At 73.9% G+C, this 16151-nt stretch carries 14 protein-coding genes and 1 pseudogene; 5 read left to right on the top strand and 10 right to left on the bottom strand.

What is annotated here, in order from left to right; all coding sequences use genetic code 11:
* Nucleotides 1-138 precede the first annotated feature (138 nt).
* Entirely contained in the window at nt 139-2367 is a 2229-nt protein-coding gene (gene katG / locus ACFVYI_RS30575; protein ID WP_387891610.1) for a catalase/peroxidase HPI, read from the bottom strand.
* Between the two features lie 275 nt (nt 2368-2642).
* On the opposite strand from katG, the gene ACFVYI_RS30570 reads away from it, so the two are divergent.
* Nucleotides 2643-3053, top strand: a complete 411-nt coding sequence (locus tag ACFVYI_RS30570) for a Fur family transcriptional regulator (RefSeq protein WP_387891608.1) — start codon at nt 2643-2645, stop codon at nt 3051-3053.
* Between the two features lie 55 nt (nt 3054-3108).
* On the opposite strand, the gene ACFVYI_RS30565 is transcribed toward ACFVYI_RS30570, so the two are convergent.
* Complete coding sequence (locus tag ACFVYI_RS30565; protein ID WP_387891606.1) at nt 3109-5064, bottom strand: WD40 repeat domain-containing serine/threonine protein kinase; 1956 nt, start codon at nt 5062-5064, stop codon at nt 3109-3111.
* Between the two features lie 188 nt (nt 5065-5252).
* Between ACFVYI_RS30565 and ACFVYI_RS30560 the strand changes: the two genes are divergently transcribed.
* Nucleotides 5253-6758 carry an MFS transporter gene (locus tag ACFVYI_RS30560; protein WP_387891604.1) on the top strand — a complete coding sequence of 502 codons (1506 nt, stop codon included), beginning with the start codon at nt 5253-5255 and terminating at the stop codon, nt 6756-6758.
* On the top strand, nt 6755-7444 hold the full coding sequence (locus ACFVYI_RS30555) for a TetR family transcriptional regulator (protein WP_387891603.1): 690 nt from the start codon (nt 6755-6757) through the stop codon (nt 7442-7444). The genes ACFVYI_RS30560 and ACFVYI_RS30555 overlap by 4 nt, the downstream gene beginning before the upstream one ends.
* Before the next feature lie 71 nt (nt 7445-7515).
* Here ACFVYI_RS30555 and ACFVYI_RS30550 read toward each other — a convergent pair whose 3' ends face one another.
* From ACFVYI_RS30550 to ACFVYI_RS30530, 5 genes and pseudogenes are all read right to left on the bottom strand, one after another.
* Nucleotides 7516-7887 (bottom strand): SgcJ/EcaC family oxidoreductase, encoded by a 372-nt coding sequence (locus ACFVYI_RS30550; RefSeq protein ID WP_387891601.1) that lies wholly within the window; start codon nt 7885-7887, stop codon nt 7516-7518.
* A gap of 96 nt (nt 7888-7983) precedes the next feature.
* A complete protein-coding gene (locus ACFVYI_RS30545) occupies nt 7984-8277 on the bottom strand; it encodes a muconolactone Delta-isomerase family protein (RefSeq protein WP_387891599.1) in 294 nt (97 codons plus the stop codon).
* 145 nt (nt 8278-8422) lie between these two features.
* Nucleotides 8423-9252 (bottom strand): annotated as a pseudogene (locus tag ACFVYI_RS30540) (transposase); the annotation flags it as partial.
* Between the two features lie 133 nt (nt 9253-9385).
* Entirely contained in the window at nt 9386-10189 is an 804-nt protein-coding gene (locus ACFVYI_RS30535) for a hypothetical protein (protein ID WP_387891598.1), read from the bottom strand.
* Nucleotides 10190-10546: 357 nt separating this feature from the next.
* Nucleotides 10547-11440 (bottom strand): MBL fold metallo-hydrolase, encoded by an 894-nt coding sequence (locus ACFVYI_RS30530; protein WP_387891597.1) that lies wholly within the window; start codon nt 11438-11440, stop codon nt 10547-10549.
* 150 nt (nt 11441-11590) lie between these two features.
* On the opposite strand from ACFVYI_RS30530, the gene ACFVYI_RS30525 reads away from it, so the two are divergent.
* Nucleotides 11591-12478, top strand: a complete 888-nt coding sequence (locus ACFVYI_RS30525) for a LysR family transcriptional regulator (RefSeq protein ID WP_387891595.1) — start codon at nt 11591-11593, stop codon at nt 12476-12478.
* 109 nt (nt 12479-12587) lie between these two features.
* Here ACFVYI_RS30525 and ACFVYI_RS30520 read toward each other — a convergent pair whose 3' ends face one another.
* Nucleotides 12588-13433: a helix-turn-helix transcriptional regulator gene (locus ACFVYI_RS30520; protein ID WP_387891594.1), complete on the bottom strand. Its 846-nt coding sequence runs from the start codon at nt 13431-13433 to the stop codon at nt 12588-12590.
* A gap of 115 nt (nt 13434-13548) precedes the next feature.
* On the opposite strand from ACFVYI_RS30520, the gene ACFVYI_RS30515 reads away from it, so the two are divergent.
* Nucleotides 13549-14322: an SDR family NAD(P)-dependent oxidoreductase gene (locus ACFVYI_RS30515; RefSeq protein WP_387891593.1), complete on the top strand. Its 774-nt coding sequence runs from the start codon at nt 13549-13551 to the stop codon at nt 14320-14322.
* A gap of 372 nt (nt 14323-14694) precedes the next feature.
* Here the strand turns inward: ACFVYI_RS30515 and ACFVYI_RS30510 are convergent, their stop codons facing one another.
* Together ACFVYI_RS30510 and ACFVYI_RS30505 are read right to left on the bottom strand one after the other, a co-directional pair.
* Nucleotides 14695-15693 (bottom strand): hypothetical protein, encoded by a 999-nt coding sequence (locus ACFVYI_RS30510; RefSeq protein WP_387891591.1) that lies wholly within the window; start codon nt 15691-15693, stop codon nt 14695-14697.
* Nucleotides 15690-16055: a PadR family transcriptional regulator gene (locus ACFVYI_RS30505; protein WP_387891589.1), complete on the bottom strand. Its 366-nt coding sequence runs from the start codon at nt 16053-16055 to the stop codon at nt 15690-15692. The genes ACFVYI_RS30510 and ACFVYI_RS30505 overlap by 4 nt, the downstream gene beginning before the upstream one ends.
* Between the last annotated feature and the right edge of the window lie 96 nt (nt 16056-16151).

Genomic DNA, 16151 nt, shown 5'->3' with positions numbered 1-16151 from the left:
GCCGTGGGCCCGGCACCCTGTATGTGCCCCAGCTGGGGGGGCCCCACCCACAGGTGGCCGCACACCCCTGATGCCCCGCGCGGGCCCCGGGCCCCCCGGGGGGGGGCGGGGCCACGGCGGTCCTCAGCCGGCCGGCGGTCAGCTCAGGTCGAAGCGGTCCAGCTCGGACACCTTGGTCCAGGCCGCGACGAAGTCCGTCACGAACTTCTCCTTGGCGTCGTCGCTCGCGTAGACCTCGGCGAGCGCGCGCAGCTCCGAGTTGGAGCCGAACACCAGGTCGGCCCGGGTGCCGGTCCAGCGGACCTCACCGGTGGCGGCGTCCCGGCCCTCGAAGGTGTTCGCGTCCGCGGAGGTCGCCTTCCACGTCGTGCCCAGGTCGAGCAGGTTGACGAAGAAGTCGTTGGTCAGCCGCCCGGGGGTGCGGGTCAGGACGCCCAGCGAGGACTGCTGGTGGTTGGCGCCCAGCACGCGCAGGCCGCCGACCAGGACGGTCAGCTCCGGGGCGCTCAGGGTCAGCAGGTTGGCCCGGTCCAGCAGCAGGTACTCGGCCGGCAGGCGGTTGCCCTTGCCGAGGTAGTTGCGGAACCCGTCGGCGGTCGGCTCCAGCGCCGCGAAGGACTCGACGTCGGTCTCCTCCTGGGAGGCGTCCACCCGGCCCGGCGTGAACGGTACCTCGACCGGGAAGCCGGCGTCGGTGGCGGCCTTCTCGACACCCGCCGCACCCGCGAGCACGATCAGGTCCGCGAGCGAGATCGCCTTGCCGTCGGTCCGCCCGGCGTTGAACGACTCCCGCACCCCCTCCAGGGTGCGCAGCACCGTCGCCAGCTCGTCGGGCTCGTTGACCTCCCAGCCGCTCTGCGGCTGCAGCCGGACGCGGGCGCCGTTGGCGCCGCCGCGCATGTCGCTGCCGCGGAAGGAGGAGGCCGAGGCCCAGGCGGTGGAGACCAGCTGGGAGACGGACAGGCCGGAGGCCAGCACCTGCTGCTTGAGGGCGGCGATGTCGGCGGCGTCGACCGTGGCGTGCGTGGCGGCGGGCAGCGGGTCCTGCCACAGCAGGGTCTCCGACGGGACCTCGGGGCCGAGGTAGCGCACGACCGGACCCATGTCGCGGTGGGTGAGCTTGAACCAGGCCCGCGCGAAGGCGTCCGCGAACTGCGCGGGGTCGGCCAGGAAGCGCCGGGAGATCTGCTCGTAGACCGGGTCGAACCGCAGCGAGAGGTCCGTGGTCAGCATGGTCGGGGCGTGGGTCTTCGAGCCGTCGTGCGCGTCCGGGACGGTGCCGGCGCCGGCACCGTCCTTGGGCCGCCACTGGTTGGCGCCGGCCGGGCTCTTGAACAGCTCCCACTCGTAGCCGAAGAGGATCTCGAAGAAGGTGTTGTCCCAGGTGATGGGCGTGTTGGTCCAGATGCCTTCGAGGCCGCTGGTGATCGCGTCGTCGCCCTTGCCGGTGCCGTAGGTGCTGCTCCAGCCCAGGCCCTGCTGCTCCAGCGGGGCGGCCTCGGGGTCGGGGCCGACGTTGTCGGCCGGGCCCGCGCCGTGGGTCTTGCCGAAGGTGTGGCCGCCCGCGATCAGGGCGACGGTCTCCTCGTCGTTCATCGCCATCCGGCGGAAGGTCTCGCGGATGTCGCGGGCCGCGGCGATCGGGTCCGGGTTGCCGTTGGGGCCCTCCGGGTTGACGTAGATCAGGCCCATCTGCACAGCACCCAGCGGGCTCTCCAGGTCGCGGTCGCCGGTGTAGCGCTCGTCGTCGAGCCAGGTCGTCTCGGGGCCCCAGTAGACGTCCTCCTCCGACTCCCAGACGTCCTCGCGGCCGCCGCCGAAGCCGAAGGTCTCGAAGCCCATCGTCTCCAGCGCGACGTTGCCGGCCAGGATCAGGAGGTCGGCCCAGGACAGGCTCTGGCCGTACTTCTTCTTCACCGGCCACAGCAGGCGGCGGGCCTTGTCGAGGTTGGCGTTGTCCGGCCAGCTGTTGAGCGGGGCGAAGCGCTGCTGGCCGGCACCGGCGCCGCCGCGGCCGTCGCTGATCCGGTAGGTGCCCGCGCTGTGCCAGGCCATCCGGATCATGAAGGGGCCGTAGTGGCCGAAGTCGGCTGGCCACCAGTCCTGCGAGGTGGTGAGCACCTCGGCGAGGTCGCGCTTGACGGCCGCCAGGTCGAGCGACTCGAACGCCGCGGCGTAGTCGAAGTCCGCGCCGAGCGGGTTGGCCACGGCCGGGTTCTTGGCAAGGATCTTCAGGTTGAGCCGGTCCGGCCACCACTGGCGGTTTCCACCGCCCTGGGTCGGGTGCGCGGCGCGTCCGTGCGCGACCGGGCAGCCTCCGCCCTCCGCCTTCGCATCGGTGACGATCGCGTCGTGGTTCTCAGACATGGGAATCCTTCCGGGCCGGGCGGATCACTGTGTTCAGGAACGATCGGAGGGTGAAACACCTGAGAGGGTCGTTCAATGAGGAGGAGTAGCTCACCCGACGCGGAGGTGCTCACCGCCGTTCCGGAGCCTCACTGCCCCCTAGGCTATCGCCGGAACCGATCCTACGATGGACGGATTCCAAGTCAAGAACCACACCGAGTCGATATCCCATCGGGGTTCGGAAGGCCACTGCTAGAATCCGGGGTTCCCCCATGAGCCTGAATAGGTGAACCGATATGAGTGACCTGCTGGTACGGCTGAGAGGGCGCGGCTGGCGGCTGACCGCCCAACGGCGTGTCGTCGCGGAGGTCCTCGACGGCGATCACGTCCACCTCACGGCCGACGAGGTGCACGCCCGCGCGGTCCAGCGGCTGCCCGAGATCTCCCGGGCGACCGTCTACAACACGCTGGGCGAGCTGGTCGGGCTCGGCGAGGTCATGGAGGTCGCCACCGACGGCCGGGCGAGGCGCTACGACCCCAACGCGCACCGCCCGCACCAGCACCTGGTGTGCTCCGGCTGCGGCACGATCCGCGACGTCCACCCGGCCGGAGATCCGCTCGCGGACCTACCGGCGGAGCAGCGGTTCGGCTTCGCCGTCGCCACCGCCGAGGTCACCTACCGCGGGATCTGCCCGGCCTGCGCCTGACGCCCGGGGCAGGGCTCGGCCGGCACGTCGGACGGGGCCGACCGCCGCGCGGCCCTCAGGGGAGCTGCCAGACCCGGACGGCGCCCTCGGTGCCGCCGCCGGTGACGAGGGTGCGACCGTCGGGGCTGATAGCCAGCCCGGTCGTCCCGGCATCGCGGATCGGGGGGAGCTCGGCGGTCACGGCCCGGGTGGCGACGTCGCACAGCTGGACGGAGCTGTCGCCCAGACTGCCGGCGACGGTCCTGCCGTCGGGGCTGAACGCCACCACCCCCACGCCCCAGACATTGGTCTCGACGGCGGCGGTGACGGTCCCGGTGGCCACGTCCCAGAGCCGGACCGCCGTGTCCCCGCCTCCGCTGGCAAGGGTGCGGCCGTCGGGGCTGAAGGCCACCGAACGGACGGTGTCGGGGCAGGTGAGGGTGGTGGTGGCGGTCCGCGTGGCCACGTCCCACAGCCGGATCGTCCGGTCGCCGCTGCCGCTGGCGAGGGTGCGGCCGTCGGGGCTGAACGCCACCGAACTCACGTAGTCGGTGTGGTCGGTGAGGGCGGCGAAGACCTGTCCGGTGGCCACGTCCCACAGCCGGACCGCGTGGTCGGCGCTGGCGACGGTCTTCGAGTCGGGGCTGAACGCCACTCCGGACACCGCGCTGTCGCGCTGGCCGATGAGTTCGGTGCCGGCCCCGGTGGCGAGGCTCCACAACAGGACGACGTACGTGGAACTGCAGCTGACCAGGCTCCGCCCGTCCGGGCTGAACGCCATCGACGCCACCGAGCCGATGCTGCCGGTGAGAGACGTGGTGAGGGTCCGGCCGGCGAGGTCCCAGAGCCGGATGACGCCGTCGTGGCAGCCGGCGGCGACGGTCCTGCCGTCGGGGCTGAACGCGAGCGTGTCCACCTGGGCGGCGCTGGGGCCCTCCCCGAGGACGAACGCCTTCCGGGGGCCCTTGGCGCCGCCCACCGCATCGCCGGTCGAGCCGCCGGTCGGCCGCAGCGCCAGGTAGCTCCCGCCCGCCGCCGCCAGCGCGGTGATGCCGCCGAGGACGAGGGTGCGGCGGCTCGGACCGCGACCGGTGACGGGCGCTTCCGGCGCGGTGCCCCGGTCGAGTTCGGTGGGGACGGCGGTCGGGGTGCGGTCGGCGGGCGGTGCGGCCGGAGTGGGGGCGCTCCGCGCCACGAGGGCGGTGGCGGCCGGGTGCCGGATCTCCCGCAGGAGCCGCGCGGTGGTCGGTGCGTCCGGCCGGTCGGCCGGGTCCTTGGCCAGCAGCGAGCCGACCAGCCGGTCCAGCTCGGCCGGGACGTCCGCGCGGACGTCCCGCAGCCGGGGCGGCACCTCTTCCAGGTGCCGGCGCATCAGCGCCCAGGCCTGTTCGGTGGCGGGGAAGGGCGGGGCACCGGTCAGCAGCGCGTACAGCACGCACCCCAGCGCGTACAGGTCGCACCGCCCGTCGACCTGTTCGCCGCGCCACTGCTCGGGGGCCATGAAGGGCGGGGTGCCGAACGGCCGGCCGGTGAGCGTCAGCCCGGTCGTGGCCTCGGCGGTGCGGGCGATCCCGAAGTCGCAGATCTTCAACCGGCCGTCGCGCAGCAGGAAGAGGTTGCCGGGCTTCAGGTCGCGGTGCACCACCTGGCCGGTGTGCGCGGCGGTCAGCGCCTCGGCGGTCTGGAGGGCGAGGCCGACGGCTTCGGGGATCGGGAGACCGCGCGGTGACCGGGCCAGCACCGCCGCGAGGTCCTGGCCCTCCAGCAGCTCCATGACGATGAACAGCTGGTTCCGGTGGCGTCCGAAGTCGTGCACCACCGTGATCCCCGGGTGCTGGAGCCGCGCGCCGATCGAGGCCTCGCGGCGGAACCGCTGGAGCAGTTCGTCCCCGGCGTCGAACTCCAGCAGCACCTTCACCGCGACGGCGCGGTCGAGGTGGAGGTCGTGGCCCTTCCACACCTCGCCCATGCCGCCCCGGCCGAGCCGCGCGTCGAGCCGGTACCTCTCCAGGATGTGGTCCCCCGCCTGCACGCTTCCCCCTGCACCTGATCAATCCCGGGCATGACAAAGGTCATTGTGCAGGACGCGGGCGCAGCTGCCCGAGGCGCGGTCGGACCGAGGACGAACGGCGAAAGGCGGGGACAGGGGGGTGCACAGGCGTTTACCCTGGGGTGGGTGAACGTCTGTGCACCCCCCTGTGGACCAGCGTCTGGAGCAGAATGACCCCGGTGACGGCCGAGTCAGGCCCGCCCTCCCCAGCCCCTTCCCCGTCCGCGCGGGCGCCGAGGGCCCACCTGATCGTGCCGGTCCTCGCCTTCTGCGGTGTCGTCGTCGCGGTCATGCAGACCCTGGTCGTCCCGCTGCTCCCGCACGTGCCCGCCCTGACCGGCAGCTCGCCGGGCGCGGCCGGCTGGCTCGTCACCGTCACCCTGCTGACCGGCGCGGTCTTCACCCCCGTGCTCGGCCGGGTCGGCGACATGTACGGCAAGCGCCGCGTGCTGCTCGCCTCGCTCGGCGTGCTCACCGCCGGGTCCGTGCTGTGTGCCGTGAGCTCGCAGATCGGCGTCCTCATCGCCGGCCGGGCGCTGCAGGGCGCCGCCCTCGCCGTCATCCCGCTCGGGATCAGCATCATCCGCGACGAACTGCCGCCCGAGCGCGTGCTGCCGTCCATCGCCCTGATGAGCTCCACCCTCGGCATCGGCGCCGCCGTGGGCCTGCCCGTGGCGGCGCTGGTCGTCGAGAACTTCGACTGGCACACCATGTTCTGGGCCTCCGCGGCGCTCGGCCTGCTGGACATCGCCCTGGTGCTCCGGATCGTGCCGGAGTCGTCGCTGCGCTCCCGAGGACGCTTCGACCTCCTCGGCACCCTCGGCCTGGCCGCCGTGCTCGTCGGCCTGCTGCTCGCGATCACCCAGGGCGCCGGCTGGGGCTGGACCTCGCCGCGCACGCTCGGCCTGCTCGGCGGATCGGCGCTGCTCGGGCTGCTCTGGGGCCGCTACGAGCTGCGCACCGCCTCGCCGATGGTCGACCTGCGGGTCTCGGCCCGGCCGGCCGTGCTGTTGACCAACGTCGCCGCGATGCTCATCGGCTTCGCCTTCTACGCCAACTCCCTGGTCACCGCGCAGATGGTGCAGGAGCCCAGGGAGACCGGCTACGGCCTCGGCGCCTCGATCGTGGTGGGCGGGCTCTGCCTGCTGCCCGGCGGGCTGGCGATGGTGGCGCTGTCCCCGGTCTCGGCCAGGATCTCCGCCAAGTACGGGCCGAGGACGACGCTCGCCCTCGCGGCGGCCGTGATGGTGGTCGGCTACCTGGTGCGCTTCTTCACCAGCCACAGCCTCTGGCTGATCGTGGCCGGCGCCACCGTCGTGGCCTCGGGCACCGCCATCGCGTACTCGGCACTGCCGGCCCTGGTGATGCGGGCCGTGCCGGTCGGTGAGACCGGCGCGGCGAACGGACTGAACACGCTGATGCGCTCGGTCGGACAGGCCTGTTGCAGCGCGGTGGTCACCGCCGTGCTCGCCCACGTCACCTTCACCGTCGGCGGGCGCACCGCCCCGACCCTGCACGCCTATCTGCTGATCTTCCTGATCGCGGCCGCGACGGCCGCCGCCGCGCTGGTCGCGACGCTCCTCCTGCCCTCCGGCCGGACGGCGCGCCCCGGCCCCGCCGCACCCGGTACGGTCGCAGTGACGGCCCCCGCGGCCCCGGCCCAGGAGAGCGCTTGACCATCGCCGACGAGACCGACGAGACCGACGAGACCGACGAGACCGACGTGACTGGCGCGGCCGGCGCGGCCGTGCCGGCCCCCGGGCCGTGCGCCGAACCGGTACCCGGCCCGGGGGCCCGGCCGGGCGGGGTCGACCCCGCCGCCGAGCAGGGCACCGGACGGGACGCGATCCTGCGCGCCGCCCGCCGGGCGTTCGCCCTGCGCCCCTACGCCGACGTCACCATGCGGGGGATAGCGGCCGACGCGGGTGTCAGCCCCTCACTGATCGTGAAGCGGTTCGGCAGCAAGGAGCGCCTGTTCAACACCGTCGCCGACTTCCGGCCCGCGGCGGACGAACTGTTCGCCGCCGATCCTGCCGGGCTGGGCCGCCACCTGGTGCTGACCGTGGTCCGCATGCGCCGGGAACAGCGCGGCGACCCCCTGCTGCGCGTCGTCTTCTCGCTCGGCAACGAGGACGAGCGGACCCTGCTGCGCGAGCGCTTCCGCCACCAGGTGACGGAGCGCCTCGCCGCCTCGCTGCCGGGGCCGGACGCCGAGCTGCGGGCCGAACTGATCGCCGGCCAGCTGCTCGGACTCGGCGCGACGCTGAGCCTGCACCGCCCGGGCGCGGGTGACCGCGCCACGCCCGAGCGGCTGGCGGACCTGTACGCCCCCGCGCTGCAACGGCTCGTCGACGGCGACTGAGGCCCGGGGGCCGTGACCGGGCCTCGCCCCGGGCCGGCGTGTCCCGGGTGGGTGGTGTCCCGGCGGGACGGTCAGTCGAGGCGGGAGACCTGGTAGTGGCCGAGGTACCAGGCGTCGCCCACCCGCTCGACCACGACGCCGAGGTTGACCCCGAGCGTCGGCCGGTCGGTGAACGAGAAGTCGACGGCCAGATAGCCGAGCACGAGGTCGTCGGCGAGGTGGCGCGTTTCGAGGATCCGGTACGCGGCCGTCATGCCGGGGGGCTGGGCGTCGTAGTAGTCGGCGACGCCCTGCCGCCCGACCGCGTAGGGGTGCAGCCCCTGGAAGACGGCGTCCTCGGTGAAGAGGGCGGCGACCTTCCGGGGTTCGTGCGCGTCCACGGCCGCCTTCCACCGGTCCAGGACGTCGCGCAGGATCGTTTCGCGGGCTGTCGTGCTGTTCAACGGGGCTCCAGTGAGTGTCGGGGCACCTGCGGGTGGGCGCGGTCGACCGGGCAGGTGCACGGGACGGGCCTGCCGGCGACGCGGACCGCAGCGGTGCTACGGGCGGCCGGGATCGTTCGGGTGCGGGGAGAGCGGGGTCACCGTGTCGTGGCGCCACACGCGCAGCGGCATCGACGCGAGCAGCTGCTCCAGCCGCTCCGCGTCCTCCGCGCGGAACAGCCCCCAGGTGCGCCACTCACCGGGGGCCAGGGGTGGGCGCCAGAGCCGCAGCAGGTGCCCCTGCGCGGCCAACTCCCGGGCCCGCTCCGCCTCCCGGGCCCGGATCTCGGCCACGTCCTGCTCGGACGTGCCGGCCGGAACACTGGTCACCATGTCGACCAGGAACTCCACGGTTGCCTCCCTCGTCACCACGTGCCGGCCGCAAGGCGTCGGCCGGGCTCCCGCCACGATCGCCGACCGGCGCGGCCGCGGGCCGGGAGGCGCACGCCGCTTCACCCGACGGAGTGCGCTGCGCTGCCGGTCGGCCGAGGCCGGCGTCGTCGAGGCTGAAACCGCCCGGGGCGGCGGTCGTCGGCGGTGCGGGTTCGAGGGACAGCCGGTGCTGTTCCCGCTGCAGAGCACGGCGGGTGGGTCCGGTCGAGTAGGCGGTGTCGCCGAAGGCGTCCACCGGTCCGGGTTCGTCGGCGAGCAGGTCGAGGGCGACCTGGGCCTCGTGGTGTTCGCCTCCGCTGCCGGGGGTGAGGGCGACGGCGGTGAACAGGCCGGTCTCGGGCTCGACGGCGAGGTGGGCCTTGCAGCCGTCCCGCCGGTGGGTGCGGGTCTTGTGGACGTGGCGGGCCTCGGGATCGACGGTGGACACGATCCGGTCCGGGGCGGTCCCTCGGGTGATGCGCCGGCGTCCGTCGCGGCCGTCCGAGTCTTCGGCGGGCTCGACATCCTGGCCTGCGACCAGGGCCAGGATGCCGACCGCGTTGGCGGCCTTCTCGCCCAGCGGCTGCTCGGGCAGGTGCCCGAGCAGCCGCAGTGCGTCGCCGACCAGGGCGTTCACCAGGTCGTCCGGGCCTGGGCGTCGTTCCATGCGATGCGGGGCTTGCCCGGGTCGGTGTAGTCGTGCGCGGTGCAGTGGACGGCCGCGGCGGTGTCGGCGTCGGGGACCTCGCGGCGCTCTGCGCGGACGGCGGCGATCAGCTGGGTGACGGTGTCCTGGGTGGCGACCGCGTCGTCCGGCACGGTCGAGTCCAGCGCCCGTTTGTGGCGGCCCCTGAGCACGCCCGTCGCGTTCACCACCTCCCGCACCGCCTCGAAGGCGCGGTGCGGGAGGGCGGAGCGGGCCAGGCGGCGGCGGAAGTAGGCCAGGAGCACCGATCGGTCGGGGTCCTTCACACGTCCGCGCCTGTCATTGCGGTGATCCCCTCGCGCGCCGGCCTGGGGCACGTTCATGCGCGGTCACGTGAAGGCGCTCCGATCGGCGGTCGGATCACCATGCGCCGTCGAAGTGTCAGATGAGCGGGAGGGCTCGGACGCCGGAGAGCAGGGGGATGAGTGTGAAGTTGCCGTCGCCGGCGCCGCAGGACGCCTGGGGGTCAGGGGTGGAGGAGACGTTCGTCCCGGTGGAGAACCGTCCGTCCCCACTCGGGGTGACGACGGTCGTGAAGTGGTCGTTGACGAGGCTGGAGTAGTACACGCACTGGTGCAGGTTGAGATAGCGCGCAGTGCTGAGATCGAGTGTCTTCACGGCGGAGAGAAGGGGAATGGGCCTGTCGCCGGGGACTCCGCTTCCGCAGGCGGCCCGCGTGTCGGGAGTGTTGGAGACGTTGGTGCCGGTGCTGAAGACGCCGAGATCCTTGGGTGTCACCACCGCCGTGTAGTGGTCATACTGGTCAGGATCGAAGTACACGCACTGGTGCAGGTTGAGGTACCGCCCGACGGTCAGGTCCAGTGCCTTGAGGCCCGAACGTGGCATGTTGACAACGAAGTTGCCGTCCCCCGGACCGCAGGACGGCACGTTCGTCGGCGCACCCGGGTCGGGCGTGGCGGAGGCGTTCGTGGCCGTGGCGAAGCGGCCGTCCGCGCTCGGCGGGACGACGGTGGTGAACCAGTCGGTCGCGGAGCTGCGCGGCGTGTAGACGCACTGGTGCAGGTTCAGGTAGCCGCGGGGGGCCGGCAGCGGGGTGAACGCACCGACGAGAACGGCCGGAGTGCGCCCTGAGCCCGGCCGGGCGACGGCCGGCGCGGGACCGACCGAGGCCGCGGCGGCCAGCGTGGCGCCCGCGATCGCGATCAGGCGGAGTGGAAGACGCATGTGGCAGTTCCTCTCTCAGAAGTGCTGCCGCCCCGGCTCGTCGGGAGAGGCCCGCGTGGGCGAGGATATGCTCCGTGCTCGAACCATGGGATTCGCCGTGCGGGTGAAATCACTCGATCGAGCGTATGGGAATCACTGCGGGCCGCGCCCCAACTCGGCGACGCGCACGGCCGTTCGCGGCCCGGAGGGTCGAAGGGCATGCGGTCCTTCCTGTGCTCCGGCTTCGTGCAAAACACGGAGCGGTGACCGGGAGAACCCTGATCAACCTCGGACTCACCCACAACGACACCACCTGGCAGATCCGGGCTGCCGCCTGACAACGGCAACCCGGATCACACCGAGATCTTCATCAGCCTTCTAGGCCGGGTGCTCGCTGCACAGGCACGCGACGGCCGGGTCGATCCACTCCCGGCCCGCCCACTCGGGGTGCCGCTCGATCAGGACCGCGCGTACCTCCTCGACGATCGTCTCCCGGCTCGTCGCCGAGTCACGGCGTTCCCAGGTCTCGTCGCGCAGCTCCCGCAGGTAGTCGAGCACGTCCTCGACCACCTCGGTGCCGCCGACGGCCCCGTGGCCCGGCACGACCGTCCGCGGCCTCGCCGCCGCCAGCCGGGCCATGACCTCGATCCACCCGAGGCCGCTCACGTCGGTGTCGTGCGGCGGGAACCACGGGAAGATCGCGAACTGTCCGGTCTCGGCCAGATCGCCGGTGAACAGCACGCCGGCGTCGGGCACGGTGATCACCTGGTCGCCCCTGCTGTGGGCCCGGCCGACGGCGCTCAGCCGCACCGACCGGCCACCGAGGTCGAGGTGGTGGGACCGCTCGTAGACGAAGTCCGGCGTGGGAACCCGCGCACCGTCCAGACGCCCGGCGACGGCGGCGCCGAGGCCGCGGAACATCGTGAGGTACCCCGGCCCCTTGTCGGCCAGGTCCTGCGCCTGCGCACGGTTCACCAGGAACGTCGCCTCGCCGACGAAGACCTGTGCGCCGAAGGCGTGTTCGGGGTGGAAGTGCGTCGACGTCAGATACAGCCGGCGCCCCTTCGCGTAGTCGCGGGCGAGGGCCAGCACGCGCTCGGCGTTCTCCGGGCCCAGGCCGGTGTCGATCACCAGGACGGAGTGCGTTCCGCCGACGATTCCGATGTTGGGGACCAGCGGGACGGCCCGGTCGGGCACGAGCAGCAGGTCGCGCGCGAGCTCGTACGCGCCGGTGGTCTCTACCACTGGATCGAGCAGCTGGTGGTCGGCCATGCCGTAACTCCTTGCCTCGCCGGACCGGCCGGGATGCGGGACCGGGAGCCGGGGCTGACGTCGATTGCCCCTCCACTCCACCGCCGGGCCGACTGCGACGTCCAATACCGGTTGAGTCCGCCCGATACCGGGCGGGTATCGTGACCGGTGATGGACCTTCGCCTGCTGCGCTACTTCGTGGCCGTCGCCGAGGAGCGCCACTTCGGCCGGGCCGCCGCCCGGCTGCACATGACCCAGCCTCCGTTGAGCCATGCCGTCCAACAGCTGGAGGCGGATCTGGGCACCACCCTGCTGCACCGCTCGGCCGCCGGTGCGACGCCGACCGCGGCCGGGGCCGCCCTGTACGACGAAGCCCGCAGCCTGTTGGCGCAGGCCGATCGCGCCCGTGCCAGGGTCCTGGCCGCGGCCGGTGCCGGGAGCCTCACCATCGGCACCCTCGGCGACAGCGTCGAACACGCCGGGGGCGCCGGTACCTCCCTCGCGGCCGCCTTCCGCCGGCGCCATCCGGAGGTCGACGTCCGCGTCCTCGAAGCAGACCTCACGGACCCGACCACCGGGCTGAGCGCCGGCCTGGTCGACGTCGCCGTGACCAGGGCGCCGTTCGACGACACCGGGATCAGCACCCGCCTCATCCGTTTCGAACCCGTCGGCGTGGTCCTGCGCGCCGACGATCCGCTCGCCGGCCGCGAGCTCCTGCACCTGGCCGATCTCGACGACCGCACCTGGTTCCGGTTCCCCGACGGCACGGACCCGCTGTGGCAGGTCTACTGGAACGGCAACAGGCCCGGCGGGCCGCTGCGCGAGGGCCCGGTGGTGCGGACCGTTCACGAGTGCATCCGGGCCGTGCTGTGGAACGGAACGGTCGGACTGGCGCCGCTCGGCCACCGGCCCGCCGAGGGCCTCACCGTCGTCCCGCTGGCCGACCTGCCGCCGAGCCGTCTGGTCGTCGCCTGGCGAACCGGTGACACCGACCCCCTGCTCCGCTCGTTCGTCGCGCTGGCCGCGCCCGCCGCCGGCCGCCGGCCCGCGGCGGGGTGAGCACGGCGCGCCCGGCTCGGTCCGGCCGCGGCGTGTTCGGCCGGGGCGTGAACCTTTTCGGCCCGGGGGAGGTCGTCACCGCGAGCACGGCCGGGCCTGCGTCAGGCGCTCACCGGCCCACCTCAACCGTGGACGCGGGCCGCAGCCGTCGGAAGGCGTCCGGCGCCGGGCCGCCGCCCGGAGCCAGGAAGACGAACAGGTGCTGGCCGCCGTCCGGAAGCCCGAGGACGGTGTAGTCGAGGACCTCGGCGTCCAGATCCGGATGACGCAGCGAGAGCCGGCCCTGGCGGGGCGGGCCGGCCCGGTGCCGGGCCCAGAGCGCGGCGAACGCCCGGCTCTGGGCGGAGAGCCGGGCGACCAGTGCGGTCAGCTCCCGGTCGTCCGGACGGTCGGCGTGCTGGGCGCGCAGCCCGGCGACCAGGTCGGCGCCGATCGAGTCGGCGGGTGCGTGGTTGGCCCGCTCGGCCGCGCCGTACGGGCAGCAGAAGACCTGCCAGAGCAGATTGCGTTCGACGGCCGGCCGGGACGCCGGATCAGCCATCAGCGCACCGGCCTGCGGGTTCCAGGCGAGCAGGTCGAACCGGGGGCCGGTGACGAAGGCGGGAGTCCGGTCCAGGGTCGAGAGCAGCGCGCGGGTGGCCGCGCCCACGCCGTCGCGGTCGGCGGCCGGCGCCGCCGGTCGCTGCCCGTGGGCGAGCCGGTGGAGGTAGGCCCGCTCGGACTCCGCCAGCAGCAGGGCGCGCGCGATCCCGTCCAGCACCGGGCCGGTCGGGAGCCGCTGGCGGCCCTGTTCCAGCCGGGCGTAGTAGTCGGCCGAGATGCCCGCGCGGACGGCGACCTCCTCACGGCGCAGGCCCGGCGTGCGGCGGCGCGGCCCGGCGGGCAGCCCCACCTCGGCGGGGGCCAGGCTCCGGCGGCGGGCGCGCAGGAACGCGCTCAGCGGGGTGTCGGGCATGCGCCCACGCTGGCACATTCCGCGCGGCGGATCCAGGACCTGGCAGACCCCGGTTCCCGGACCGGGGACGCTCCGGCCACTGGTACCGGCCGCCCGACCGGTGGACGCTCGCCGTATGGGAATTCTCGACGACAAGGTCACGATCATCACCGGCGCGGGCCGGGGCATCGGTGCGGCGGCCGCCGAACTGTTCGCGGCGGAGGGTGCGTTGCTCGTCCTGGCCGCCCGGACCGGGCACCAGGTGGAGGCGGTGGCGGCCGGTGTGCGGGCGCGCGGCGGCCGGGCGGTGGCCGTCGCCGCGGACATCTCCACCGCGGCGGGCGCCGAGCTGGTGGTGGAGACCGCGCTCGACACCTACGGGCGGCTCGACGCCGCCTTCGACAACGCCGGCTCGGGCCCCCTGCCGGCCCCGCTCGCCGAGCGGACCGAGGCCGACTGGGACGCCGTGCACGCGGTGAACCTGCGCGGTACCTGGCTCTGCCTGCGGGCCCAGCTCCGGGCGATGCTCACCGGCGGCCGCGGCGGCGCGATCGTGCTGTGCAGCGGCGTCGGCGCACTGGTCGGGGGCTTCGGCGACGGCACCCAGCAGGCGGCCAAGCACGGACTCGCCGGACTGGTGAAGGCGGCCACCGCCGACTACGCGTGCCACGGCATCCGGACCAACGCGATCGCCCCCGGGGTCGTGCGCACGCCGTCCGTCGAGCCGCTGTTCGCCGCCGGTCCCGGCTTCGCCGAAGCCGTCGCCCGCTTCACCCCGCTCGGCCGCCCCGCGAGCGCCGGCGAGATCGCCCAGGCGGCGGCCTGGCTGCTCAGCGACCGGTCCTCCTACATCACCGGGGTGACGCTGCCGGTGGACGGCGGGATCACGGCGACCCGCTCGTTCGTCTGACCCGCCGCGCCCTACGGCCCCTCCTCCCGCATCGGGCGTCGCCCGGCCGGAGAAGGCCGATGCGGCGGGGCCGGACGGTCGGCCGTCGAGCGCGGCGTGTCCGTGGTGATCGTTGCCGCGGGGGCGCCGTTCGCCCGCGCTCCGGTGCGCCGGCTGCTGCCCCTCGCCGACCTCAGGGACTTCGGTCTCGGTCCGGTGAACGGCGAGTTGTCGTTCGTCGCCCTGGCCTGCGCCGGCCGGGTGCGCTCGCGGGAGCGGGTGCCCGTACTTCCGCGACCACGGCGGATCGAGCAGCCGACCCGACCCGCCCGGGCACCAAGCCGACGGCTGCCCGGGCGGGCCGGGTCGGCCCGGTGTCAGGTCCGCACCGTGTCAGGCCGGTTCGACCGGCTTCGGGGCGAAGGCGCGGCGGAGGGCGGCGAGGGCGGTGGCGACGGCCAGGAAGGCGGCGACGACCGCGACGTTGCGGGCGAGTTCGGCGAGGTCACGCGGGGGCCGCCAGTAGTAGGGCGGGGCGAGCATGACGGTCCAGGGGAGGACGGCCAGGGCGGTGCCGGCCGCGCGCAGCCGATCGGGGCGGGCGGCGGCGAGGTGGACGAGGAAGGCGGTCGCCATCACGAAGGCCGGCCAGGCCGAGGAGACGTCGAGGAGGGTCTGGACGCCGGTGGAGAAGACGGGTTCCGAGTAGTCCTCGGAGCCGGCCCAGGGCCAGCGCAGGACGAGTGCGCTCATCGGCAGTGCGAGTGCGAGCGCGGCGACCACCGGGCCGGTGCGGCCGCGGGTGGAGTGGTCGACGGCGTCGGGCGGGGCGATGAGGATCGGCCCGGCGAACAGGAGCCACAGCGGGAGCAGGAAGAGGTACTGCGCGAAGGCCCCGGCCGGGTGGACGAAGTAGCCGGCGACGGCGCCGATCCGGGCGAGGGTGCCGGCCAGGACCAGGAGGCGGGCGTAGCCCCAGCGGCCGAGGGCGGCGCAGAGCAGCGCGAGGATCCAGGGGGCGGTCTGCACCGCGCCCACTACGGCGGTGGCCGTGGTGTTCGTGCTGAACAGATCGAGGAGGGGCACCGTGAGGAAGAGGCCCAGCACCAGGTGGACGGCGGCCAGGGCCGCCCCGCCGGCGAGCATGTACGGCGCGGCGCCGGCGAGGATCCGGCCGGCGGGGTCGCGCGAGCTGAGCCGGGTGCGCAGCCGGGCGGCGTGCGCGGCGAGGGCCGCCCACTCGCGCAGGACGGTGCGGCGGTCGCTGCCCTGGACGGACTCCGCGAAGACGGCGGCGATCTCCTCGCCGTGGGAGGCCCGGTAGGCGGCGGGGTAGAGCCCGATCAGGGGGAGCCGGGTGGGCAGGGCGGTGGCCTGCGCGGGCGTGCTCATGCCGTGGCTCCGTTCAGCCGAGGCGTTCCGAGGCCCGTGCCGCGGCCGAGGGCGAGCCTGCGGTCGGCCTCGGCGACGCCGGCGCGCAGGCGCTCGGTCTCCTCGCCGAGCACCTGTCGGCCGTCCTCGGTGAGGGCGAAGGTGCGGCGCATCCGGCCGGCGACGGTCTCCTCGTGGTCGATCCGGATCAGCCCCTGCTGGAGGAGGCGGTCCAGTGCGGTGTAGAGGGTGCCGGTGAGGATCTTGGTCCGGCCGCCGGAGATGGCGAGGACTTCCTGGACGATCGCGTAGCCGTGCCGGGGGGCGTCGGCGAGCGCGGTGAGCACGAGCCGGCTCGGTTCCTGTAGTTGACGGTTGGCCATGGGCGTGAGCATAGGTCAATGATGAGAGTATGTCGATGATTTAGCTATCGGGCCGTCAGTCGCTCCCGGCGGCCCCACCCGCGAGCCGTCGCGGCG

The organism is Kitasatospora sp. NPDC058218 (assembly GCF_042882445.1).
In the GTDB taxonomy this organism is placed as follows: Bacteria; Actinomycetota; Actinomycetes; order Streptomycetales; family Streptomycetaceae; genus Kitasatospora.
This window is presented reverse-complemented; position numbering and strand designations above follow the sequence as displayed.